This window comes from Variovorax sp. FW301-JW7 (assembly GCF_058788795.1).
The window spans coordinates 19,199-42,124 of the sequence record NZ_JBYTBC010000008.1 but is presented as its reverse complement, the minus strand read 5'-3'; the positions used below and the strand labels follow the sequence as shown (position 1 = coordinate 42,124).

At 68.3% G+C, this 22,926-nt stretch carries 18 protein-coding genes; 2 read left to right on the top strand and 16 right to left on the bottom strand.

What is annotated here, in order from left to right; translation table 11 throughout:
• The first annotated feature begins 59 nt into the window (after window positions 1-59).
• Window positions 60-1,397, top strand: coding sequence for a galactosyl transferase GMA12/MNN10 family protein (locus AC3WQM_RS21340; protein WP_492681484.1), 1,338 nt, complete (start codon window positions 60-62; stop codon window positions 1,395-1,397).
• 48 nt (window positions 1,398-1,445) lie between these two features.
• On the opposite strand, the gene AC3WQM_RS21335 is transcribed toward AC3WQM_RS21340, so the two are convergent.
• The 5 genes from AC3WQM_RS21335 to AC3WQM_RS21315 form a co-directional block, all read right to left on the bottom strand.
• Window positions 1,446-2,162 (bottom strand): class I SAM-dependent methyltransferase, encoded by a 717-nt coding sequence (locus tag AC3WQM_RS21335; protein ID WP_492681482.1) that lies wholly within the window; start codon window positions 2,160-2,162, stop codon window positions 1,446-1,448.
• Window positions 2,163-2,259: 97 nt separating this feature from the next.
• The gene (gene lysS / locus AC3WQM_RS21330) at window positions 2,260-3,798 is read right to left on the bottom strand and encodes a lysine--tRNA ligase (protein WP_492681480.1); all 1,539 of its coding nucleotides are present in this window, start codon (window positions 3,796-3,798) and stop codon (window positions 2,260-2,262) included.
• Window positions 3,799-3,948: 150 nt separating this feature from the next.
• Window positions 3,949-7,233 carry a glycosyltransferase gene (locus AC3WQM_RS21325; RefSeq protein ID WP_492681478.1) on the bottom strand — a complete coding sequence of 1,095 codons (3,285 nt, stop codon included), beginning with the start codon at window positions 7,231-7,233 and terminating at the stop codon, window positions 3,949-3,951.
• A gap of 13 nt (window positions 7,234-7,246) precedes the next feature.
• Window positions 7,247-7,870, bottom strand: a complete 624-nt coding sequence (locus tag AC3WQM_RS21320) for an LON peptidase substrate-binding domain-containing protein (protein ID WP_492681476.1) — start codon at window positions 7,868-7,870, stop codon at window positions 7,247-7,249.
• A 29-nt stretch (window positions 7,871-7,899) separates the two neighbouring features.
• The gene (locus AC3WQM_RS21315) at window positions 7,900-8,865 is read right to left on the bottom strand and encodes a glycosyltransferase family 2 protein (protein WP_492681474.1); all 966 of its coding nucleotides are present in this window, start codon (window positions 8,863-8,865) and stop codon (window positions 7,900-7,902) included.
• A 90-nt stretch (window positions 8,866-8,955) separates the two neighbouring features.
• Here AC3WQM_RS21315 and AC3WQM_RS21310 point away from each other — a divergent pair, with 90 nt between their 5' ends.
• Window positions 8,956-9,516, top strand: coding sequence for a YggT family protein (locus AC3WQM_RS21310; RefSeq protein ID WP_119556833.1), 561 nt, complete (start codon window positions 8,956-8,958; stop codon window positions 9,514-9,516).
• Window positions 9,517-9,594: 78 nt separating this feature from the next.
• On the opposite strand, the gene accD is transcribed toward AC3WQM_RS21310, so the two are convergent.
• The 11 genes from accD to AC3WQM_RS21255 all read right to left on the bottom strand — a co-directional run bounded on the left by accD (window position 9,595) and on the right by AC3WQM_RS21255 (window position 22,765).
• Window positions 9,595-10,467 (bottom strand): acetyl-CoA carboxylase, carboxyltransferase subunit beta, encoded by an 873-nt coding sequence (gene accD / locus AC3WQM_RS21305; RefSeq protein WP_101493314.1) that lies wholly within the window; start codon window positions 10,465-10,467, stop codon window positions 9,595-9,597.
• A gap of 91 nt (window positions 10,468-10,558) precedes the next feature.
• Window positions 10,559-11,404: a tryptophan synthase subunit alpha gene (gene trpA / locus AC3WQM_RS21300; RefSeq protein ID WP_492681472.1), complete on the bottom strand. Its 846-nt coding sequence runs from the start codon at window positions 11,402-11,404 to the stop codon at window positions 10,559-10,561.
• Window positions 11,404-12,690 (bottom strand): tryptophan synthase subunit beta, encoded by a 1,287-nt coding sequence (gene trpB / locus AC3WQM_RS21295; RefSeq protein ID WP_062475486.1) that lies wholly within the window; start codon window positions 12,688-12,690, stop codon window positions 11,404-11,406. Before trpB ends, trpA begins: the two co-directional genes overlap by 1 nt.
• 47 nt (window positions 12,691-12,737) lie before the next feature.
• Entirely contained in the window at window positions 12,738-13,481 is a 744-nt protein-coding gene (locus AC3WQM_RS21290; RefSeq protein WP_492681470.1) for a phosphoribosylanthranilate isomerase, read from the bottom strand.
• Window positions 13,478-14,302 carry a tRNA pseudouridine(38-40) synthase TruA gene (gene truA / locus AC3WQM_RS21285; RefSeq protein ID WP_492681468.1) on the bottom strand — a complete coding sequence of 275 codons (825 nt, stop codon included), beginning with the start codon at window positions 14,300-14,302 and terminating at the stop codon, window positions 13,478-13,480. The genes AC3WQM_RS21290 and truA overlap by 4 nt, the downstream gene beginning before the upstream one ends.
• A 31-nt stretch (window positions 14,303-14,333) precedes the next feature.
• The gene (locus AC3WQM_RS21280) at window positions 14,334-17,141 is read right to left on the bottom strand and encodes a FimV/HubP family polar landmark protein (protein WP_492681466.1); all 2,808 of its coding nucleotides are present in this window, start codon (window positions 17,139-17,141) and stop codon (window positions 14,334-14,336) included.
• A gap of 167 nt (window positions 17,142-17,308) precedes the next feature.
• Window positions 17,309-18,454 carry an aspartate-semialdehyde dehydrogenase gene (gene asd, locus AC3WQM_RS21275; protein WP_062479697.1) on the bottom strand — a complete coding sequence of 382 codons (1,146 nt, stop codon included), beginning with the start codon at window positions 18,452-18,454 and terminating at the stop codon, window positions 17,309-17,311.
• A gap of 90 nt (window positions 18,455-18,544) precedes the next feature.
• Window positions 18,545-19,633, bottom strand: a complete 1,089-nt coding sequence (gene leuB, locus AC3WQM_RS21270) for a 3-isopropylmalate dehydrogenase (RefSeq protein WP_062479698.1) — start codon at window positions 19,631-19,633, stop codon at window positions 18,545-18,547.
• Between the two features lie 45 nt (window positions 19,634-19,678).
• Window positions 19,679-20,329 (bottom strand): 3-isopropylmalate dehydratase small subunit, encoded by a 651-nt coding sequence (gene leuD / locus AC3WQM_RS21265; RefSeq protein ID WP_062479700.1) that lies wholly within the window; start codon window positions 20,327-20,329, stop codon window positions 19,679-19,681.
• 14 nt (window positions 20,330-20,343) lie between these two features.
• On the bottom strand, window positions 20,344-21,765 hold the full coding sequence (leuC, locus tag AC3WQM_RS21260) for a 3-isopropylmalate dehydratase large subunit (protein ID WP_492681464.1): 1,422 nt from the start codon (window positions 21,763-21,765) through the stop codon (window positions 20,344-20,346).
• Between the two features lie 46 nt (window positions 21,766-21,811).
• The gene (locus AC3WQM_RS21255; RefSeq protein ID WP_489057979.1) at window positions 21,812-22,765 is read right to left on the bottom strand and encodes a LysR substrate-binding domain-containing protein; all 954 of its coding nucleotides are present in this window, start codon (window positions 22,763-22,765) and stop codon (window positions 21,812-21,814) included.
• Window positions 22,766-22,926 lie beyond the last annotated feature (161 nt).

Here is a 22,926-nt window from a genome sequence, read left to right as displayed (position 1 = left end):
GGTCGGCCGGAGCGCGCGATAGACTGCGGCCCAATGACCACCCCACCCGGACGCCGTCGATGCCGCTGTGCCTGACCTTCTTCGACCGGCTCGACGAGCCGGTGCTGCGCAACCACAGCCACTACTGCCGACGTTTCGGCTACCCCCATGCCTGGGTGGAGACCGAGCGCGCCGGGCACCCCGCGCTGCGCGACTGCGCGAAATACGCCGAGATGCTGCGCCGCCTGCGCGGGCTCGACGAGGGCGACTGGCTGCTCTTTCTCGATGGTGATTCGGTGGTGTTCCACCCGGTGGCCGTCGAAACGCTCTTGGAGGGCCGCGACCTGCTCGTGGTGGATGGGCCCAAGGGCCTGCCGCTGTGCAACCTGATGATCCTGCGCAACACGGCGGCCAACCGCGCGTTGTTGCATGCGCTCATCCGGGCGGCGAGCCAGGTCGTCGCGCGCGTCACGCCCCGTCTCGACGCGGCGGCGCTGCTGCAGCCGGCCGGCCTGCTGCCGTGCAACGGGCCCATCGGCGACTGCTATGTGAACGTCTCGTGGCGCATCGCGACCTGGTTCCATGCCCGCATCTTCGTGGTGCACCTGGCGGCCCTGCCGGAGCTGGATGCCGAAGGCCGCGTGATGGAAGAGCTGCTGCACGACGCGAACCTGCAGCGCCTGCTGGTGCGCCGGGTGAACGCGGCACTGATCGATGGCGAGCCCGTGCTGCCGCCGCCGGCCTACCCGGCGATCTCGGAGGACGCGTATTCGTGCGTCAACCCGCAGGCGTCCATCGCCTTCGTCACGCTCTACACGCACCACATCAACGACTACGCGCGCGTGTCGGAGCACAACGTGCGGCGCTACTGCGAGCGGCACGGGTATGGCTACCACGTCTACCGCGGCATCCCGGACGAACTCGATCCGTCGATCAGCGGCGCCTGGGTGAAGAGCTGGCTCGTGAAGCGGCACCTCGCACAGCACCAGTGGGTGGTGTGGATCGACGCCGACACGCTGTTCGTCAACCAGACGAAACGCATCGAGCCGCTGCTCGAAGGCCGCGACCTGCTGTTCGCGAAGGACATCGGCGCGTGGGACGTGAATTCGGGCGTGATGGGCTTCCGCCACACCGAGGGCAACCTCGCGCTGCTCACGCAGCTGTGGGAGCGCATCACCGGCGTCGACGACAAGTCGACCGTGTACGCCAGCCAGGGCGACCAGTACTACACGAACGTGGTGCTCGGCGAGCACGGCCTGATCGGCGATGCGGTGATTACCGACCTGCTGAGCATCAACACGCCGCCGCACCTGGCGGGCGACGACAGCCTGCTGGTGCACTTCGTGGGGCTCGGGGAGCCTTACCGGTCGGTGTACATGGCGGACGTGGACGCGCGCTCGAAGCGGCTGGGCGGCTGACCAACGCCGCATTTCGTCCGCTGGGCGCGAACGGAATGCCTCCCGGCATCACCCGCCGTAGGCGTAGGTCTGCGGATAGGCGTTGGACGCCATCTCCCGTTCGGCCTCGTCGCGGAACTCGCCGTGGTGCGGGCTGAGCACGTAGAGATTCTGGTCGGCGCACAACCGGGCCAGGTCGGCCATGGACTGCACCTGCACCGTCAGGCCTTCAAGGGACAGGGCGGCCGGAAACACGTCCGCCTTGTGGCGTTCGAAGATGTCACGGCCGGGGCCGGGGAAGCTGAACCGGTGATCGAGCACGCGGAAGCCTGTTTGGTAGAACATCTTGCGCGCATCAAAATCGGTGAAGAAGCGCAGGTGCGTGAAGTCGAGCAGGCCCCAGTGGGTGTAGCGCCAGTGCCCCCGGAACGCGTCGTACAGCAAAGGCAGGTTGGACGCGTTGGGGAGGCTGATCAGGATGTGCGCATCGTGCGCGACCATGCGTTTCAGGCCGCTGAGCAACTGCCACGGGTTGACCAGGTGCTCAAGCACGTCGAACAGGCACACGAGGTCGAAGGGGCGGGTGAGCCCCAGCGCGGCGAAATCGACTGTCTCCACGTCCTGCTCGACGACCTGGTCGAAGTGTTCGCGCGCCACCTGCGCTGCCGCGGCGTTGAACTCGCAACCCCAGAGTTCGCAGCCGGGGTAGCGCTGGCGCAATGCGTGGCCGACACCGCCGGAACCGCAACCGATGTCGAGGGCGACCGTGGGAGGACGCTGGATCATGTCCAGGCATTCGGGCCTGGGATTGAACGGGTAGACGTACTCTTTTTTGTCGCGGTCTTGCCAGAGAAAGTCAGTCACATTGTCCCCGTCGGGTAGGTCAGAGTTCGCGGCGCAGCGCCGGGAACAGGATCACGTCGCGGATGCTCGGCGAATCGGTCAGCAGCATCATCAGGCGGTCGATGCCGATGCCGCAGCCGCCGGTGGGCGGCATGCCGTATTCGAGGGCGCGCACGAAGTCGTGGTCGTAGAACATGGCTTCGTCGTCACCGCTGTCCTTGGCGGCCACCTGCGCGTTGAAGCGCGCGGCCTGGTCTTCGGCGTCGTTCAGCTCGCTGAAACCGTTGCCGAATTCGCGGCCCGTGATGTACAGCTCGAAGCGCTCGGTGACCTCGGGGCGCTCGTCGTTGGCGCGCGCCAGCGGCGAGATCTCGGTCGGGTGCTCCATGATGAAGGTCGGCTGCCAGAGCTTCTCTTCGACGGTCTCTTCGAAGTACATCACCTGCAGGCTGGCCAGGCTGCGCTGCGAGAGCTTGTCTTTCTCTTCGTTCAGGCCGAGCTTGCGCAGGGCGTTGATGAGCCAGACGGTGTCGTCCACGCCATCACCGGCATCGGTGTGCTTGAGGATCGCTTCGCGGATCGTCAGGCGCTCGAAGGGCTGCGTCAGGTCGACGGCCTTGCCGCCGTAGGTGAGCTGCTGCGTGCCCACGGCCTTGTCGGCGATGGTGCGGATCAGCGTCTCGGTGAAGTCCATGAGGTCGCGGTAGTTCCAGTAGGCCGCGTAGAACTCCATCATCGTGAACTCGGGGTTGTGCCGCACCGAGATGCCCTCGTTGCGGTAGCTCCGGTTGATCTCGAACACGCGCTCGAAGCCGCCGACGATCAGGCGCTTGAGGTACAGCTCGGGCGCGATGCGCAGGAACATCTCCTGGTCGAGCGCGTTGTGGTGCGTCTTGAAGGGCTTGGCGTTGGCGCCGCCCGGAATGGGGTGCAGCATGGGCGTCTCGACTTCGAGGAAGTCGTGCGACACCATGAATTCGCGCAGCGCGCTCACGGCCTTGCTGCGCGCGGTGAAGCGCACGCGGGCCGACTCGTCGGTGATCAGGTCGACATAGCGCTGGCGGTACTTCTGTTCCTGGTCGGCCATGCCGTGGAACTTGTCGGGCAGCGGGCGCAGGCTCTTGGTGAGCAGGCGCAGGCGGCTGACCTTGATCGACAGCTCGCCGGTCTTGGTCTTCATCAGCGTGCCTTCGGCACCGAGGATGTCGCCGAGGTCCCAGCGCTTGAAGTCGGCGTACGCCTCTTCGCCGATGGCGTCGCGCGTCACGTACAGCTGGATGCGGCCGGTGGCGTCCTGCACGGTCGCGAAGCTGGCCTTGCCCATCACGCGCTTGAGCATCATGCGGCCGGCCACGCTGACGGCCACGGCCTGCGCTTCCAGCGCCTCGGGCTCGGTGCCGCCGTGCTGCTCGACCAGTCCCGCGGCGCGGTGGCCGGGTTTGAAGTCGTTCGGGAATGCGACCCCCTTGCCTTCGGTCTGCGCCGTGCGCAGCAGCTTGAGCTTTTCGCGGCGTTCGACGATGAGCTGGTTGTCGTCGACGGCGGGCGTGGAAACGGGGGGGGTCTGTGGGTCGGACATGGGAGGCGGGTGAGGCGCAACCGGGAGCGTGCGCGGGGTTGGCATTTTAGCCGATAGGTCTTGCGCAAAAGCTGCAGCGAGCGCCCGTCGGTCTTGTGCAATGCGCTATGAAAAAAGGAGCGCCTCAGTCAAAGGCGCTCCTTGCGTGGGTCAGATTTTTCCGATCAGTTGATCGCGCGCGGGGGCCAGGAAGTACGCGACTTCCGGGGTGTCCATGCGCTGCGTCAGCCAGGCGGTGTCGATCAGCCCGGCCATGCGGTAGCGAAGGATCAGCCGCACGGCCTCGCGCCGGAGCACGCGCGCCAGCGTGGCGCGCTCCAGGTCCGGGGAGAGCGAGGGCAGCGCGGCCACCTGCGCCATCCGCGTGAGCATGGACACGGCGAACGCGGCATCGGGCGGCCAGTAGGCGGCGCGCATCTGCGCCAGCTGTTCGTGTGCGTGCGCAGCGAGCGAGGGGAAGTACCCGCGCAGCAAGGCGTGCTGCGAACGAACGGCGGCATCGCTGGCCGCGAGGGCCTCGTCCTCGCTCGGCGTCGTCGGCGCACCGCGGTGGCACAGCGGCGCGGCGATGGCGGCCAGGCGGGCGCCCGCCGTCGCGCAGCGGTGCAGGAAATACTGAGCCTCGAGGTCGCCGTCGAACGCATCGTCATGGCGCAGGTTGTGCCGCACGAGGAATTCGCGCCGGTACATGCAGGTGCGCGCGCGCAGCACGCGGTCGGTGCCGAGAAACTCGGCGCGGATTTCGTGGTCGAGTTCCGGCGTCCGGTGCAGTTGCAGGGCCTCGCCTTCGCCTTCCTCGAACCAGCTGCCGACGATGTCGATCTCGGGGTGCGCGGCCAGGAAGGTGGCTTGGCGGTGGAGCCGGTCGGGGGCGGCGGCGTCGCCTTCGTCCCAGAACACGAGGTAGTCGGCATCGGCCTGGCGGACCGCGGCGTCGCGGGCGTTGGCCCGGTTGAACGGGCCCGGCAGCAGGATGACCGTGTCGTCGGGGTGAGCCGCCATCTCGCCGGCGCGCGCAGCGGAGGTGACCCGGATGACGGCCAGCTCGCATTGCACTTGCGCCGCGAGGCCGGGCAGGGGGTGGGTTGCGGCGTGTTCCGCCGCAATCACGACCGCCACCCGGAATCGCTGCGCCTGCGCCGCCTCGCTCCAGGTGCCGGGCTGTTGCGCCTGCCATTGGAAGTAACGGTCCAGCGCCGGGCCGAGCCAGCGCGTCTGCGCCCGGGCGGTCAGGCGCTCGTACCCGATGCGCTCCAGCTCGGCCCGCCGCGCCGGGTTGGCCAGCAGGCGAAGCGTGGCGTCGACCAGACCCTCCCACGGGGCGCCTTCCACCGCGTCGCGCAGGCTCGGGTCGAGGTCGCTGTCCGGGTAGAGCTCGCAGACCACCGCCTTGCGGTTGCGCAGAAGCACCGTCAACCGGGGAATTTCGACAATGCGCGAGTTGTCCAGCTGGTGCATGTTGATCACCACCTTGGCGCGTCGCAGGTGGGCATCGCGCTCGGCATTGCGCCACGGCTTCGGCATGGGCAGGACCACGCGAACGCCCCGCGCGATCAGCGCTTCCAGCACCTGGACGCGGCGCGGGGTGGTGGCGCCGAAGAAGACGACGTCGATGTCTTGCTCGGCATCGGGCAGGACGGTTTCCGCTGCCGGCTCGGCGCCGGCGCCGCGCTGGTAGGCGAGCGGCACATGGTCGGACGCGGTGAAGCCCAGTTCGACGTTCTTCTGGAAATTGGCGAGGCTGTACTCCCAGAGGTAGCAGTTGCGCAGCGTCGCCTGGTACGCCTCGGAGAAGCAGAAATTGCCCGGCGTCAGGTGCTCGAAGTTGACGATGATGCAGCGCGGGTGGAGCTTGTCGAACCACTGCCAGTCGGTCCGCCAGACAAAGAACACGACGTTCACGACCTTGGGGTCGAGCTGGTGCGGCGCAAAGCTCGTTGTGTAGCCGAGGGCTTCCGCCGCCAGCCTGTACGACTCGACGATGTCGTCGAACTGGTCCACGTCGGGGATGCCGTGCAGGTGCGTGAAGTGCAGCCGTTGCCTGCGTTGCTCGCGCTGCGCCGGCTGCGACCATGGCACCGGGGCTGCTTCGCGCGGGCCGCTGGCGCCGTGTTCGATGCGCAGGGCGTCATGGCCCATGACCACCGCCCGGAAGCGATCCGGGTACCCCATGTAGTGCAGCATGAAGCTGTCGGCGTCGTGCAGGGCAGGGTGCGAGTTGAAGGACACGCTGTCAGACAGCGGCATCACCGCCTCGCCGCCCGCTTCCCGCCAGGCGGCGACGAAGAATGCCTGGTCGCCGCCGGACAGGTAGATGCCGCTCTTGTCGGCGACCTCGTCGATCAGCGCCTGCACGCGTTCGAGGTACGCGATGCAGGCCGGCGTGTTCGAGAACACCATGAAGCCGCTGTTGAACTCGTAGCCCGACACATCGCGCGCCAGCGCCACCGGCCGACCGCGCAGCAGGGACGCGAGCGGCCGTGTGCGGTCGTGGATGAGGATGTCGGCATCGACCCAGGCGACCTGTTCGTGCGCGGCCAGGTGCTTGAGCAGCAGCCGGGGCTTGATCCAGTTGCCGGCCACGCGGCCCCGCAGGTTGGCGGGCAGGTCACGGTAGACGTGGTGGGTGTAGCCGTGGTGGTCGGCGTAGGCGGCGATGTTGCGCTCCGACAGCGTGGCATAGCCGGCGATGTTGGGCGTGTAGCTGGTCAGCAAGGCAACGGGGCGGCCGGCGTTGCGCACTGCGTAGTCCGGCTCGCCCGTGGGGGCCGGCGGCAGGTCGTCGTAGAGCCGGCCGTCGCGCGCCAGCACCGTGTTGAGGTAGTCCACGAAGATGCCCCGCACCCGCCTGTCCTGCACATCGACGTGGACCGCAGGATTGAACGAGAGCACGAAGGCCGAAACCTCCGGCAGGTAGTGGCCGAAGCGGGCGAACAGCAGGTTGGGGTAGTGCCGGCCGTCGATGAGCTGGTGGTGCGGATGGGCCGCCAGGCCTTCGAGCTCGCGGTGCGCCCAGCGGTCGGTGTCCGCCTCGGTCGCCATGCGCAGGCGGTCGAGCACGGCGTCCACCAGGGCCGTGGCTTCAGGGCCGGCGCGCAGCATGAAGCAGCTGCCCTCGGGGCGGTGGTGGTGCTCGTTCTCGGCGATCCAGTGCGCTGCGTCGCCGATCACGGCCGGTGCCGGCAGCGGCGCGAGAAAGGCCGCGTCGTCGTCCGCGAAGACCAGCAGCGTGCCGTCGGGCGCATCGGCCAGCGCGGCGCTCACCACGCTGTACTTGTAGACCAGCAGCGTGCGCGCGCTGTTGTGCGGCGTGCCGATGGCGTGCAGCCGGTGCGTGTAGCCCCAGCGGGCGCAGTAGGTGCGGTGGTTGTCCGCGAAGGCGTCCGCGCCCGCGCGCAGCAGGATCGAGTGGAAGCGGACCGGCGCCGGGCTCATCTCGCCGACCGATCTATTCGGTGATGCCGGTGCGCGCCAGCAGGTCGCTGACCAGTTCCAGGCGCATCAGCGGGCTGTCGAGTTCCATCAGTCGCTGCTTCAGCTCGACCTGCATCGGCACCAGCTCGCACCAGCGGTTGGCCACCCAGCCGCAATCGTCGAAGCGGTAAGGCGCGCCGATCGGCAGGCGCACCGCGTCGCCTTGCGCGCGGCGGCGCTCTTCGAGGGTGTCGATGAGGCGGCGCAGCGCGGTGGTGGTGTGGCGCAGGTCGTCGGGGATTTCGAGGTCGACATCGTCGGCGACGGCGTCGACCTCGGCGATCCACAGGCCGTGCTTTTGCAGCTCGCTGCTGCGCACGCGAAAGCGCTGTGTGCCGACGCATTCGATCTGCAGCAGGCCGCTTTGCGGCGCGTCGAACGTGCGGATGTCGGCGAGCGTGCCGACGGCGGCAAAGCTTTCGGCTTCGGCGCCGGCCTTGCGCACCTCGGTGCCGCTGGTCAGGCTGACGACGCCGAAGGGGGTGCCGGCCTTGCGGCACTTGCCGATCATGTCGAGGTAGCGGACCTCGAAGACACGCAGTGGCAGCAGGCCGTCGGGGAACAGGACCGTACCGAGCGGGAAGAGGGGAATGAGCACGTTGAAAAAGACCGGGTCACAAGCCGCGGTCAGCTGGGTTGAAGGATCAGGTTGAGGACGGTCGCGTGTTCGGGCTGCAGTATCCCCTGCGTCTGGAAGGCGTGGCGCGCGTGGTTGAGCAGGTTCAGGATCGACTGCTGGCACTCGCCGGCGCTCTGGCCCCAGCGTGTGTCGACCTCGGACAAGGCACTGTGTGCCGCGCGATGCAGGTCGACCAGGTGGGCCAGGGTCTGGGGCATGTCGTCGGGGCTGCGATACAGCGTCAGCAACTGCTCGCACTCGCGGCCCCGCAGGCGCGGGAAGACCAGCGGCAGCAGGCGTCGGTAGATGCGGTCCCTCGAGGTGTAAAGGCGGTCGCGCGGCAAGCTGCGCGAGGTCATGCCCGGGTGGATGCGGTAGCGCGTCAGCGGCTCTGGCAGGTTCGCGAAATGCGCTCCATGCAGCATGCAATCGACCCAGAAACCGAGGTCGTCGACGGCATAGAGATTGGGGTCGAACTGCAGCCCGTGCGCACGGTAGAAGTCCAGCCGCCCGGTCGTGCTCTGGTTCGCGAGGTAGTCGTAGCCTTCGACCATGCGGGCCTTGATCGTCGCGTCGTCCAGCGGCAGGCCGGTGACGCCGGCCTGGTCCTGGAAGTGCTCGAGCTGGCTGCCGACGACGGTGACCGACGGGTTGCCTTGCAGGAACGCGACCTGCTTGGCGAAGCGGTCCGGCGTGGCGCAGTCGTCGTGGTCGACGCGCGCCAGGTAGGTGCCCCGGGCCATCGCCATCGCGATGTTCATGTTGGTCGGCAGGCCGAGGTTGCAGGCGTTGCGGTGCAGCCGGATGCGCGGGTCGTCGAAGGCGGCCAGGCGCTCCCAGGTGCCGTCGGTGCTGGCGTCGTCCATGACCAGCAGTTCGAAGTCGGTGAAGGTCTGTGCCTGCAGCGACTGCAGCGTCTCGATGAGGAACTCCCCGCTGTTGAAGGTGGGGAGAACGACGCTGAGCAAAGGCATGGAGTTCCGTAGGGCGGTGTGGCCGGGGGCGAGGCTTGTGGTCCAGAATCGGAGCAGTCGCGCGCGTGCGCACCTCTCTGCCCATCCGACATGTTGTACCAGATACCTTCGTTTCTTCTCGACGTGATCGTCGGCCTGCTTGGCGGCGCCTGCCTGCTGCGCCTGTACATGCAGTACCACCGCGTGCCCTTCGGCAATCCGCTGGGGCGTTTCGTGTTCGCCATCACCGACTGGATCGTGCTGCCGCTGCGGCGCATCGTGCCCGCGGTGAAGCGCTGGGACCTCGCGAGCCTGATCGCGGCCTGGCTGCTGGTGATGCTCAAGTTCCTGGTGCTGTGGCTGCTGGCCGGCAGCCTGGCGCGGATCACGGCGCTGCCGCTGGTGTCGCTGGTCGGCCTGCTGCAGCTGGCGGTGTCGGGCCTGACGGCGCTGCTGGTGGTGTACGCGGTGCTGTCGTGGATTCCGGGCGCCTCGCCGATGCTGCTCGACCTGATCTCGCGCCTGGCCGAGCCGCTGGTGCGGCCCTTCCGGCGCTTCATTCCGCTGATCGGCGGGGTCGACCTGTCGCCGCTGGCCGCCATCGTGGTGCTGCAGGTGGCGGCGATCGTGCTGGGAAACCTGCTGGTCTTCGCGTTCCGGCTCGGCGCCTGACGCGTCGGGGTACCCCAGACAGCAAAACGCCCGCACCGCCTTTCGGCGTGCGGGCGTACAGGCCGAGGCCCGAAGCGGTCAGAGCACCGCGTCGGCCGGCTGGCGCAGCAGCATGGCCAGCGTGCTGGCGATGGTCTTGCGCAGTTCGCGGCGGTCGCTGATGAAGTCGATCGCGCCCTTGGTCTGCAGGAATTCGGCGCGCTGGAAGCCTTCGGGCAAGGTCACGCGCACGGTCGATTCGATCACGCGCGGGCCGGCAAAGCCGATCAACGCCTTGGGCTCGGCAATCACCACGTCACCCACGAAGGCGAAGCCGGCGCTCACGCCGCCCATGGTCGGGTCGGTCAGCACGCTGATGTAGGGCAGGCCCTTCTTCGCCAGGCGCGTGAGCGCGGCGTTGGTCTTGGCCATCTGCATCAGCGAGAGCAGGCCTTCCTGCATGCGCGCGCCACCGGTGGCGGTGAAGCAGATGAAGGGCACCTTCTGCTCGATGGCGGTCTCGACGCCGCGCACGAAGCGCTCGCCGACCACGCTGCCCATGGAGCCGCCCATGAACTCGAACTCGAAACAGGCCACGACCACGCTGATGCTGTGGACGGAGCCGCCCAGCACGACCAGCGCGTCGGTCTCGCCGGTGTTCTCCAGCGCTTCTTTCAGGCGCTCGGGGTACTTGCGGCTGTCCTTGAACTTCAGGGCATCGACCGGCAGCACTTCCTGGCCGACTTCGTAGCGGCCTTCGGCGTCCAGGAAGGCATCCAGGCGCGCGCGGGCGCCGATGCGGTGGTGGTGGCTGCAGCTCGGGCAGACGTTCTGGTTGTGCTCGAGGTCGGTCTTGTACAGAACGGTCTCGCAGGCCGGGCATTTGATCCACAGGCCCTCGGGCACCTGGCGGCGCTCGGACGGGTCGGTTTGTGCGATCTTGGCGGGTAGCAGTTTTTCAAGCCAGCTCATGGGACTCCGAATTTCTCAGGAAGGATGCCTTCCTGACACTTAGCTCCCCTCTCCCGCACGGGAGAGGGGTTGGGGGTGAGGGCAGCAGCGATTATCGGCCAGCCGCGTTCTTGGCGGTAGCCGCCGGCAGGGCGTCGAGCGCTTCCCGGATGCCGGCCAGGAATTCGCTCACCGTGGGCACCACGTTCTCGCGCGGCTGGTCTTCGATGAGTTGAATGATCTTCGTGCCGATGACCACGGCGTCCGCTGCCGAGCCGATGGCCTGCGCCGTGCGCGCGTCGCGGATGCCGAAGCCCACGCCGACCGGAATGCTCACGTGCTCGCGGATGCGCGGGATCATGCGCCCGACCGCCTCGGTGTCGAGGTGGCCGGCGCCGGTCACGCCCTTGAGCGACACGTAGTACACGTAGCCGCTCGCGATGCGCGCCACCTGCGCCATGCGCTCGGCGGTGCTGGTGGGGGCCAGCAGGAAGATCAGGTCGATGCCGGCGGCCTTGAGGTCGGCGGCGAAGTCCTCGCATTCCTCGGGCGGGTAGTCGACGACCAGCAGGCCGTCGACGCCGGCCGCAGCCGCGTCGCGGATGAAGGCCTTCTTGCCGTGCACGAGGTCGTAGCGCTCGACCGGGTTGGCGTAGCCCATGAGCACGACCGGCGTGGTCGTGTCCTGGGCGCGGAACGCGGCCACCATGGCGAGCACCTGCTTCATGCCGACGCCCAGCGCCAGCGCGGCCTCGCCGGCCTTCTGGATCACGGGGCCGTCGGCCATCGGGTCGGAAAAAGGCACGCCCAGCTCGATCACGTCGGCACCCGCCTCGACCATGCCGTGCATGAGCTCGGGCGTGATGTCGGCGAAGGGGAAACCGGCGGTGACGTAGGGGATCAGCGCGCGACGGCCTTGCGCCTGCAGGGCCTGGAACTTGGCGGCAATGCGGCTCATCACTTGCCTCCCTTCACGCTCAGACCGCGCATCGAGGGCCGGTCGTAGAAGTCGACGCCCGACAGGTCGGCGACGGTGCCGATGTCCTTGTCGCCGCGGCCCGAGAGGTTCACGAGGATGGACTGGTCGGGGCGCATGGTCTTGGCGAGCTTCAGGGCGTAGGCCATGGCGTGGCTGGATTCGAGCGCGGGAATGATGCCCTCCGTGCGGCACAGGTAGTGGAAGGCTTCGAGCGCCTCGACGTCGGTGATGCCGACGTACTCGGCGCGGCCGATGTCGGCCAGGTAGGCGTGCTCGGGGCCCACGCCCGGGTAGTCGAGGCCGGCGCTGACGCTGTGCGTCTCGGTGATCTGGCCGTCGTCGTTCTGCAGCAGGTAGGTGCGATTGCCGTGCAGCACGCCGGGGCTGCCGCGCAGGATCGAGGCGGCGTGCTTGCCGCTGTCCAGGCCTTCGCCGGCCGCTTCCACGCCGATCAGGCGCGTGCCCGCGAACGGAATGTAGGGATGGAAGATGCCGATCGCATTGCTGCCGCCGCCCACGCAGGCGACGACCACGTCGGGCTGTTTGCCCTCGGCTTCACCGGTGATGCCGTCGGCCGCGAGCATGGCGGGCATCTGCGCGATGCACTCGGTGCCGATCACGCTCTGGAAGTCGCGCACCATGGTCGGGTAGGGGTGCGGGCCCGCCACCGTGCCGATGATGTAGAAGGTGTTTTCGACGTTCGTGACCCAGTCGCGCATGGCCTCGTTGAGCGCGTCCTTCAGCGTCTTGCTGCCCGATTCGACGGGCACGACGGTCGCGCCCAGCAGGTTCATGCGGTAGACGTTGGGGCTCTGGCGCTTCACGTCCTGGCTGCCCATGTAGACCACGCATTCGAGGCCGTAGCGCGCACAGATGGTGGCGGTGGCCACGCCGTGCTGGCCGGCGCCGGTTTCGGCGATCACGCGGGGCTTGCCCATGCGGCGCGCGAGCATCGCCTGGCCGATCACGTTGTTGATCTTGTGCGCACCGGTGTGGTTCAGGTCTTCGCGCTTCAGGTAGATCTGCGCGCCGCCCATTTCACGGCTGGTGCGCGCGGCGTGGTAGATCGGCGAGGGGCGGCCGACGAAGTGCTTCAGCTCGTAGTGGAACTCGGCCAGGAAGGCCGGGTCGTCCTTGAACTTGGCATACGCGTCGCGCAGCTCGTTGATCGCGTGGGTGAGCGTCTCGCTCGCGAAGGTGCCGCCGTAGGGGCCGAAGTGGCCGCTGGCGTCGGGTTGCTGGTAGTCCTGGAATTGGCTTTGCATGGTTCTCGATCGATGGGCCGCAGCCCGAGTGCGATCGGGTGCGGCGGCTAACTGGAGAAGGACGAAGCGTCGGCTGCCGAAGCTTTGACAGTGTGCGCCGCATCTGCGGCTCTCACGGCGGCGACGAATGCCCGGATCTTTCCGGCGTCCTTGAGGCCCTTGTGCCCGGGACCGTCGATTTCGACGCCCGAGCTCACATCAACGGACAGCGTCTTGCAGCGCGTCCGCAGGCTGTGAATGCCATCGCTCACGTTTGCAGGTGTGAGCCCACCACTCAAGACGAGGTGAGCGTCGACGGCGGGTGGAAGAAGTGACCAATCGAAAGCCTTGCCGCCTCCGCCATACCCTTCGACATGGGCGTCGAGCAGGATGGCCTGGGCGCGGGAGTAATCGGACGCGTATTTTACGAGGTCGAAGCCGGCCCCGGCAGCCCCCAGCGGAATCCGGGCGGCGCGCATGTAACGAAAGCGTCCCGAGCCGGTGGCTTCCTCGCACTGCTCGGGCGTTTCTTCCCCGTGGAACTGCGCGATAGCGCCCTTCACGCGAGCCAGGGAGGCCAGGACTTCGGGAGCGTCCGCGTTCACGAACAGCAGCACGGGCGTGATGAAGGGCGGCAGGCGCGAGGCCAGCTCGGCGGCGCGCTCGGCGCTCACGGCGCGCGGGCTCTTCGGGTAGAGCACGAAGCCGATCGCGTCGGCGCCGGCCTCGACCGCCGCGTCCACGTCGGCCTCACGGGTGAGGCCACAGATCTTGATGCGCGTGCGCGGGGCGAGAGGAGCGGGGGATGTCATGGCGGGCCATCATACGAAGCCCGCTTGCCCTGGAACGTGGCCTCGGCCGGCAGACCCCACTGGGCGTCGTACAACGGGCCGAGGAAATACAGGCCGTCGGCCGAGAAGGTGGGCGCCGCCACCTTGCGGCTGCGCGCCTCGAGCACCTCGGTGATCCATTCGGGCCGTTCGTCGCCGCGGCCGATGCGCACCAGGCTGCCCATCAGGTTGCGGATCATGTGGTGCAGGAAGGCGTCGGCCTCGAACTCGAAGTGCCAGCGGCAGCGCTCGCCGTCGCCCACGCGCGTGATCTCCAGGCGCCGCAGGTCCTTGACCGGCGAAAGGGCCTGGCAGGCCGAGGCGCGGAACGAGCTGAAATCGTGCCGGCCCACCAGCAGCGCCGCCGCGGCGCGCATCGCATCGCCGTCGAGCGGGTACATCGACCAGCCGACCCGGCCCGCGTCGAGGCTGGGCCGCACGGGCGACTGCGAGAGCACGTAGACGTAGCGGCGCGCCAGGGCGCTGGCGCGGCAATGGAATTCGTCGGGCACCGGGTGCGCCCATTGCACCGCGATGTCGTCGGGCAGGTAGCGGTTGGTGCCGCGCATCCAGGAGAACGGATCGCGTTCGATGTCGGTGTCGAAGTGCACCACCTGCATCAGCCCGTGCACGCCGGCGTCGGTGCGGCCGGCGCACAGCGTGCTGACCCGGCTGCCGGCGGGCAGCCCGGCGAACTTCGCGAGGGCGGCTTCGAGCTTGTCCTGCACCGTGCGGCCCGAGCGCTGGCTCTGCCAGCCCTCGTATGCCTGGCCGTTGTAGCGGATGCCGAGTGCCAGCCTCACGAAGCGATCAGAAGGGCAGTCGGCAACCGGCTCAGCGCAGTTCGGCGAGCAGCTGCTTGGCTTGCGACTTGAGGTCGCCAGCGCTTTCGGCTTCGACTTCCTCGACCAGCGAGCGCGCGCCTTCGACGTCGCCGATGGCCTGCAGTTCGCGGGCCAGCGAAAGCTTCACGGCGTGCGGGTTGTCGTCGCCATCGTCGTCCAGTGCGGACGGCGAGGTGGCCACGGCCGCGGAGCGCGGTGCTTCGGCGGCGGCGGAGCGGGCCGGCAGACCGGCGAGGGCGCTCATGTCGAACTCAATGAAGCCGGAGTCAGCGGGCAGTGCATCGCGCAGCATGGCCGGGCGGGTGTTGTGCTCTGCGTCGTTCAGCGACGAGGGACGCGTGTGGGCCGTCAGTGCGCCAGGGGCCGTGTCGAAGTCGTTTTCAAGGTCGACAGGTGCCGCGGCGTGGCCGTTGCTCAGCGGGGCGGGGGCGGCCGTCGGGGCGTAGACCGACTTCGGCAGGCTGGCGCCCACGGGCGCAGGTGCCGGTGCGGGCGGCTGGGTCAGGTCGAGGTCGAAGTCCAGCGGTGCGACCGAAGGCATGAAGGCCGGCGGGGCCGACGCCACGGGCGGTGCCGCCGGGGGGGGCGGTGCCACGACGGCTGCTGCGGCTGCGACAGCCGGCTTGGCAGCGGCTGCCAGCGCGCCGGCAAATGCGGCGGTTTCGGCCTGGCTGGCGCCACGCGCGGTGCCCGTGCCCGATTCGTACAGCGGGTTGCCCGGATCGAGGTCCTTGCCCATGTCGACCACGCGGTTCCATTCGGAGCCTGCGCCATTGGTCAGCTTGTGCACTTCGGTGGCCAGGCCATCGAAGGCGCGCACATCGCGGCGCTTGGCGTGGATCTCGAGCAGCTTGAGGTGGATGGCGGTGCGGTCCGGGTTCAGGCGCAGCGCTTCACGCAGGATTTCCTCGGCCTGCAGGTCGCGGCCATAGGCCAGGTAGACGTCGGCTTCGGCGACCGGATCGACATCGCCCGCATCGAGCTGGCTCGGCGAGTACGACAGCGACGAGACCGTGGAATCGCCGCGGTTCTTGGTGTCGACCGATTCGCCGCCGCTGGCGCCGAAGAACGAGTCCTTGGGAATGCGGCTCTCGAGGAACACGCTCTCGCTCATCTCTTCGCGGCGGCGGCCCAGCACGCGGTACAGCAGGAAGCCGACCAGCAACGCGATCAGCGCGGCGCCCGCGAGCATCAGCGGGTTGTCGAGCAACTCGTCGAAGAAGCTGCGCTCCGGCGGGGGCGGCGGCGGAGCGGCCTTGACCACAGGCTTGGGAGCGACGATGGGCGCGGCGGCGGCTGCAGCGCTGGCTGCGGCTGCCACGGGCAGGGCGGCTGCGTCGGTGGCCGACGGGGCGGCGGCTGCGGCGGGCGCTGCAGCAGAGGCCGCAGCGACGGGGGGCGTTGCAGCGGGAGCGGTTGGTGCGGCTGCCGGCGCCGGCGTTGCCGGTGTGGTGGCTGCAGCGGCGGGGGCCGTGGCGGGCGCAGGAGCGGCCGCGACCGCTGGCGTCGGCGTCGTGGCCCCGGCCAGCGGCGCGGGAACAGCGATGCCGGGCGTGGTGGCCGGCACTGCAGGCGCGGCGGCCGCAGCGGACGATCCGGTGCCGGTGCCAGCACCGGCCTTGAGCTTGTTCAGCTCGTTGATGTTCTTCGCGAGTTCGGCGACGCGGTTGCTGCTGTCCTGCGCCTGGCGGGCTTGGGCGACCTTTTCATCGGCGGCGCGCGCGGCGGCGTTGCCTTGCGACACCGTGAGCTTGTCGGGTGCGCTGGCGGCGGCATTGCGGTCTTCCACGCTGGCCTGCAGCTTGCCCGAGGCCTGGCGGCTCGCGGCGGCGACGTTGGTGGTCGGAGCGTTTTCGGCGAGGCGCTGGCGATAGCTGCCGAAGTCGCGGCTTTGCGCGGTGATCGTGCGGCGCGCGTCGGCGGCCGGCACGGCGGCCGCTGCGGCGGCGTTCGGCAGGTCGAGCACGGCACCGGCCTTCATCCGGTTGACGTTGCCGCCGACGAAGGCGTCGGGGTTGGCGTTCAGCAGCGCGACCAGCATCTGGTCGAGCGACACATCGGCAGGCTTGTGGGCCGAGGCGATCTTGCCGGCGGTGTCGCCACGGCGCGTTGTGACTTGCTCGCCACTGCCGCCACTGGGCGCGGCGACGGCGGCACGTGCCGGCGCAGGAGCCGGTGCGGCCGCAGGGGCCGGCGCAGTCGCAGCGGGTGCGGGCGTCGCGGCCACTGCAGGCGCGGGTTCGCGCCGCACGCGCGGGGCCGGCGTGGGGCGCTCCACCGGCGTGGTGATCTGCGGCGCGATGGGCGCGACCGGCGCAGCTGCCGCCTGGCGCGTGGCCGGCGGATCGAGCAGCACGGTGTAGTCGCGCACGATGCGGCCCGAGGCGCCATTGGCTTCGAGCAGCAGGTCGATGAAGGGGTCGTTGAGCGGACGGTTGCCGGCCAGGCGCACCACGTACTGGCCGCCGGCGCGGCGTTGCAGCGTGGCTTTCACGTCGCCCAGGGCCGCGTTGTACGGGATGCCTGCGTTCTTGAAGGCTTCGGCCGTGGCGATGTTGATCTTCAGGCCTTCCGCCTCGTTGGCGGCCATTTCAGTGACATCGATCTCGGCGCGCAGCGGTTCGCCCAGTGCCGACTGCACCCGCAGCGGCCCCAGCGCGAAGGCGCTGGCGTCGGCGCTGGCCAGTCCCAGCGTCAGGGCCGCAGCGGCACCCAGGATGGAAAGGCGCCAGCCATTCGACGGCAGGGCGGGGCGGGCGGCCGAAGGGCGGGCCGCGGGCAACAGATGTCTTGTCATGCTGATAGGGGCGGCTCAGGCCCTGAATTTGTAAGAGGACGTTAGCATCATCACCATGCACTGACAAGGCAATGCGCCTGATCTACCCAGTGCGCGCATACTTCCGATGACATCCTGTGTTGCCTTTCGGCAACATTTTTGTATTTCAAGGGCCTGAGCAGCCCGCATCAGGCTTCGAGCAGGATGCGCAGCATGCGGCGCAGCGGTTCGGCCGCGCCCCACAGCAGCTGGTCGCCGATGGTGAAGGCGCCGACGTACTCGGGGCCCATCGCCAGCTTGCGGATACGGCCCACCGGGATGTCCATGGTGCCGGTCACGGCCACCGGCGTCAGGTCCTTCACGGTGGCTTCGCGCGTGTTCGGCACGACCTTGGCCCAGGGGTTGTCGGCGGCGATCATCGCTTCGATGTCGGCCACCGGCACGTCCTTCTTGAGCTTGAAGGTCAGGGCCTGGCTGTGGCAGCGCATCGCGCCGATGCGCACGCAGAAGCCGTCGACCGGCGTGGCGGCGGTGCCGAAGCCCGCGCCCTGGCCGAGGATCTTGTTGGTCTCGGCGCCGCCCTTCCACTCTTCCTTGGACATGCCGTCGCCCAGGTCCTTGTCGATCCAGGGGATCAGCGAGCCGCCCAGCGGGGCGCCGAAATTGGCGATTTCGGAGGCGCTCAGGTTCTGCTGCTTGTGCAGCACCTTGCGATCGATCTCGAGGATGGCCGACTTCGGATCGTCGAGCAGGGCGCGCACTTCGGCGTTCAGCGTGCCGAATTGGGTCAGCAGCTCGCGCATGTGCTGCGCGCCGCCGCCCGAGGCTGCCTGGTAGGTCATGCTGGTCATCCACTCGACCAGGCCGGCCTTGTAGAGGGCGCCCACGCCCATGAGCATGCAGCTCACGGTGCAGTTGCCGCCGACCCAGTTCTTGCCGCCCTTGGCGAGCGCGTTCTGGATCACGGGCAGGTTGACGGGGTCGAGCACGATGATCGCGTCATCGTTCATGCGCAGCGTGGAAGCCGCGTCGATCCAGTGGCCGTTCCAGCCTGCGGCGCGCAGCTTGGGGAAGACCTCGCTGGTGTAGTCGCCGCCCTGGCAGGTGATGACGATGTCGCACTTCTTCAGTGCCTCGATGTCGTTCGCATCCTTGAGCGTGGTTTCGTTCTTGGCCATCGCCGGGGCCTTGCCGCCCGCGTTCGAGGTCGAGAAGAAGACCGGCTCGATGAGGCCGAAGTCGCCTTCGGCCTGCATGCGGTCCATGAGGACCGAGCCGACCATGCCGCGCCAGCCCACGAGGCCGACCAGAGGTTGCTTGGATGCGTTCGCCATTTCAGTTTGCCCTTAGTGAAGAAAGAAAAAATCAGTCTTTTTTGCGCCCGACTCGTCGGCCGGGGGAGGGCGTGACGAAGCGGGCTGCGGTTAGCCGGTAATCGTCTTTTTGGTGATGGCTGCTACGACCGCGTCGCCCATTTCGCGGGTGCCGACGCGCTTCGTGCCTTCGGACCAGATGTCGCCCGTACGCAGCCCGGAGGCGAGCACGTGCTTGACCGCCGACTCGATACGGTCGGCAGCTTCGGGCTGGTTGAGGGAGAAGCGGAGCATCATGGCAGCGGACAGGATTGTAGCCAAAGGATTGGCAACCCCTTTGCCAGCAATGTCGGGCGCGCTGCCGTGGCTGGGCTCGTACAGGCCCTGGTTGCTCGCATTGAGCGAGGCCGAGGGCAGCATGCCGATGGAGCCGGTGAGCATCGCGGCCTCGTCCGAGAGGATGTCGCCGAACATGTTGCCGGTGACGACCACGTCGAACTTCTTGGGCGCCTTCACGAGCTGCATGGCCGCGTTGTCGACGTACATGTGGTCGAGTTCGACGTCCGGATATTCCTTGCCGACCTCGGTCACGATGTCCTTCCAGAACTGGAAGGTCTCGAGCACGTTGGCCTTGTCGACGCTGGTCACGCGCTTGCTGCGCTTGCGGGCCGCCTCGAAGGCGACGCGGGCGATGCGCTCGACCTCGGGGCGCGAGTAGCGCATGGTGTCGAAGGCCTCTTCGGCGCCCGGGAAGTGCCCGTCGGTGGCGATGCGGCGCCCGCGCGGCTGGCCGAAGTAGATGTCGCCGGTCAGCTCGCGGATGATGAGGATGTCCAGGCCCGCGATCAGCTCGGGCTTCAGGCTCGAGGCGCCCACCAGCTGCTCGTAGCAGATGGCCGGGCGGAAGTTGGCGAACAGCCCCAGGTTCTTGCGCAGCCCCAGGATGGCCTGCTCGGGCCGCAGCGGGCGGTCGAGCTTGTCGTACTTCCAGTCGCCGACGGCGCCGAACAGCACCGCGTCGGCGTCCTTGGCGAGCTTGAGCGTCGACTCGGGCAGCGGGTGGCCGTGCGCCTCGTAGGCCGCGCCGCCGACCAGGGCCGATTCCATCTCGAACTTCAGGTCGAGGACTTCGAGCACCCTGACGGCTTCCGCCACGATTTCGGTGCCGATGCCGTCACCCGGGAGAACTGCGATTTTCATAGTTGGTCTGAGGTTTTTTCTTGAAAACGGAAATGCGGTGAACGGTCACGAGATCATCGTGTGCGCGAGCCAGGGCTTCTGCGCCAGGCGCTCGGTCTCGAAGGCCTTGATCTTGTCCTTGTGGCGCAGCGTGAGGCCGATGTCGTCCAGCCCATTGATCAGGCAGTACTTGCGGAAGGCCTGCACGTCGAACGCGAACTCCTGGCCGTCGGGCTTCACGACCACCTGGCGCTCCAGGTCGATGGTCAGCGTGTAGCCCGGGAAGGCGAAGGCTTCGTCGAACAGCTGCGAGACCTGCGACTCGGGCAGCACGATCGGCAGCAGGCCGTTCTTGAAGCTGTTGTTGAAGAAGATGTCGGCGTAGCTCGGCGCAATGATCGCGCGAAAGCCGTACTGGTCCAGCGCCCACGGCGCGTGCTCGCGCGACGAGCCGCAGCCGAAGTTCTTGCGCGCCAGCAGCACCGAAGCGCCCGCGTAGCGCGGCTGGTTCAGCACGAAGTCGGGGTTCGGCTTGCGGCTGGCCGGGTCCTGGCCCGGAAAGCCGGCGTCCAGGTAGCGCCACTCGTCGAACAGGTTCACGCCGAAGCCGGTCTTCTTGATCGACTTGAGGAACTGCTTGGGGATGATCGCGTCGGTGTCGACGTTCTCGCGGTCCATGGGGGCCACGAGGCCCTTGTGCACGGTGAATTTCTGCATGTGATGTCTCCAGATCAGGCGAAGGTGCGCACGTCGACGAAGTGGCCGTGCACCGCGGCGGCGGCGGCCATCGCCGGGCTCACGAGGTGGGTGCGGCCACCGGCGCCCTGGCGGCCTTCGAAGTTGCGGTTGCTGGTCGATGCACAGCGCTCGCCGGGCTCGAGCCGGTCGGCGTTCATCGCCAGGCACATCGAGCAGCCGGGCTCGCGCCATTCGAAGCCCGCGGCCTTGAAGATCAGGTCGAGGCCTTCGCGTTCGGCCTGTTCCTTCACCACGCCCGAACCGGGCACGACCATCGCGAGCTTCACGTTCTTCGCGACCTTCTGGCCGAGCTTCTTCACCACGGCGGCGGCTTCGCGCATGTCCTCGATGCGGCTGTTGGTGCACGAGCCGATGAACACCTTGTCGATGAAGATGTCGTTCATGGCCTTGTTGGGCTCCAGGCCCATGTAGACCAGCGCACGCTCGATGGCGCCGCGCTTGCTCGCGTCCTTTTCCTTGTCGGGATCGGGCACGCGGCCGTTGATGTCGACCACCATTTCGGGCGAGGTGCCCCAGGTGACCTGCGGCGGGATCTGCGCGGCGTCAAGCTCGACCACGGCGTCGAAGGTCGCGCCGGGGTCGGACTGCAGCGTGCGCCAGTAGCCCACGGCCTGGTCCCACTCGACGCCGCTGGGCGCGAGCGGGCGGCCCTTCACGTAGCTGATGGTCTTCTCGTCGACCGCCACCAGCCCGGCGCGTGCGCCGGCCTCGATGGCCATGTTGCAGACCGTCATGCGGCCTTCCATGCTCAGGTCGCGAATCGCCGAGCCCGCGAATTCGATCGTGTAGCCCGTGCCGCCGGCCGTGCCGATCTTGCCGATGATGGCCAGCACGATGTCCTTGGCCGTGCAGCCAAGCGGCAGCTTGCCTTCGACCTTCACGAGCATGTTCTTCGCCTTCTTGCCCAGCAGCGTCTGCGTGGCCATCACGTGCTCGACCTCGCTGGTGCCGATGCCGTGTGCGAGTGCGCCGAACGCGCCGTGCGTGGAGGTGTGCGAGTCGCCGCAGACGACCGTCATGCCCGGCAGCGTCGCGCCGCTTTCCGGGCCGATCACGTGCACGATGCCCTGGCGCTTGCTCAGGAACGGGAAGAACGCGGCGGCGCCGAACTCGGCGATGTTGTGGTCCAGCGTGGTGACCTGCTCCTTGCTGGTCGGGTCGGCAATGCCTTCGTAGCCGCGCTCCCAGCCGGTGGTCGGCGTGTTGTGGTCGGCGGTGGCCACCACCGAGCTGATGCGCCACAGCTTGCGGCCGGCTTCGCGCAGGCCTTCGAAGGCTTGCGGGCTGGTCACTTCGTGCACCAGGTGGCGGTCGATGTAGAGGATCGCGGTGCCGTCTTCCTCGGTGTGGACGACGTGTTCGTCCCAGATCTTGTCGTAGAGCGTGCGTGCCATGTCGGTCTCTTCTTTCGTGGGGAAATGGATTGTCTGTCGACGCGGTCTAGGCCGCGAGTCGTTCGGTGGCGTCAGCCGAATCGGCCGCTGCGTGCAGGTGGTTCACCAGCGTGCGCGCCGCCACCGGCAGGGTGGAGAAGTCGCGCGCCACCAGCCGGATCTCGCGCGCCGCCCAGGCGTCGTTGAGCGTCACGCTCACGAGGCCGCGGCCGATGCCGTTGTGCATGAGTTCGAAGGCGCGCTGCGGCATCACGCCGATGCCCAGGCCGTTGTCGATCATCCGGCACATGGCGTCCAGGCCCGTGACGTGGATGCGCAGCTTCACGCTGCGGCCGGCGCTCAGCGCCGCTTCGTGCATCGCCACGTAGATCGAGCTGTTGGTGTGCAGGCCGACGTGGTCGAAGGCCAGCGAGTCGATGAAATCGATCGCTTCGTGCGCGGCCAGCGCGTGCCCCTCGGGAACGATCAGCGCGAGGCGGTCGTGCCGGTAGGAAAGGCTCTGCAGCTCGCCCGCGCCGCCGGCCACGTGGCACACGCCCAGGTCGGCCGCGCCTTCCTGCACCGCGCGGATCACTTCGCTGCTCAGGTGCTCCTCGAGGTCGATCTTGATGGCCTCGTGCGCGCGCGAGAACACGCCCAGGTCTTCCGGCAGGAACTGCACGATGGCCGAGATGTTGGCGTGCACCCGCACGTGCCCGCGCACGCCGTCGGCGTATTCGCTGAGCTCGCCCTGCATCTTCTCGAGGCTGTAGAGCACCGAGCGGGCGTGGTGCAGCAGGCTTTCGCCGGCCGGCGTGAGGTCGACGCCGCGCGCATGGCGGTAGAGCAGGGCGGTGCCGAGCGTGGCCTCCAGGTCGGACAGCCGCTTGCTCACGGCCGAGGCCGCGATGAACTCGCGCTCCGCCGCGCGCCCGATGCTGCCCAGCTCGCACACAGCCACGAACAGCTGCAGCGACGTGAGGTCGATGCGGCGGGCGAAGTTGCGTTCGGAGGTGCTCATGGGGGCTTGGGCATCGCATTTGGCGATGAGTTGTCTATTTTCTTCCTGTTTTTAGGCCGCTGCCATCGCGATGCGCGATGACCTCGCTGCCGACTGGCGAGGAGGGGCATGCCGAACGGGCAATAAAAAAGCTGCCCGAGGGCAGCTTTTTCAGGGAGCGG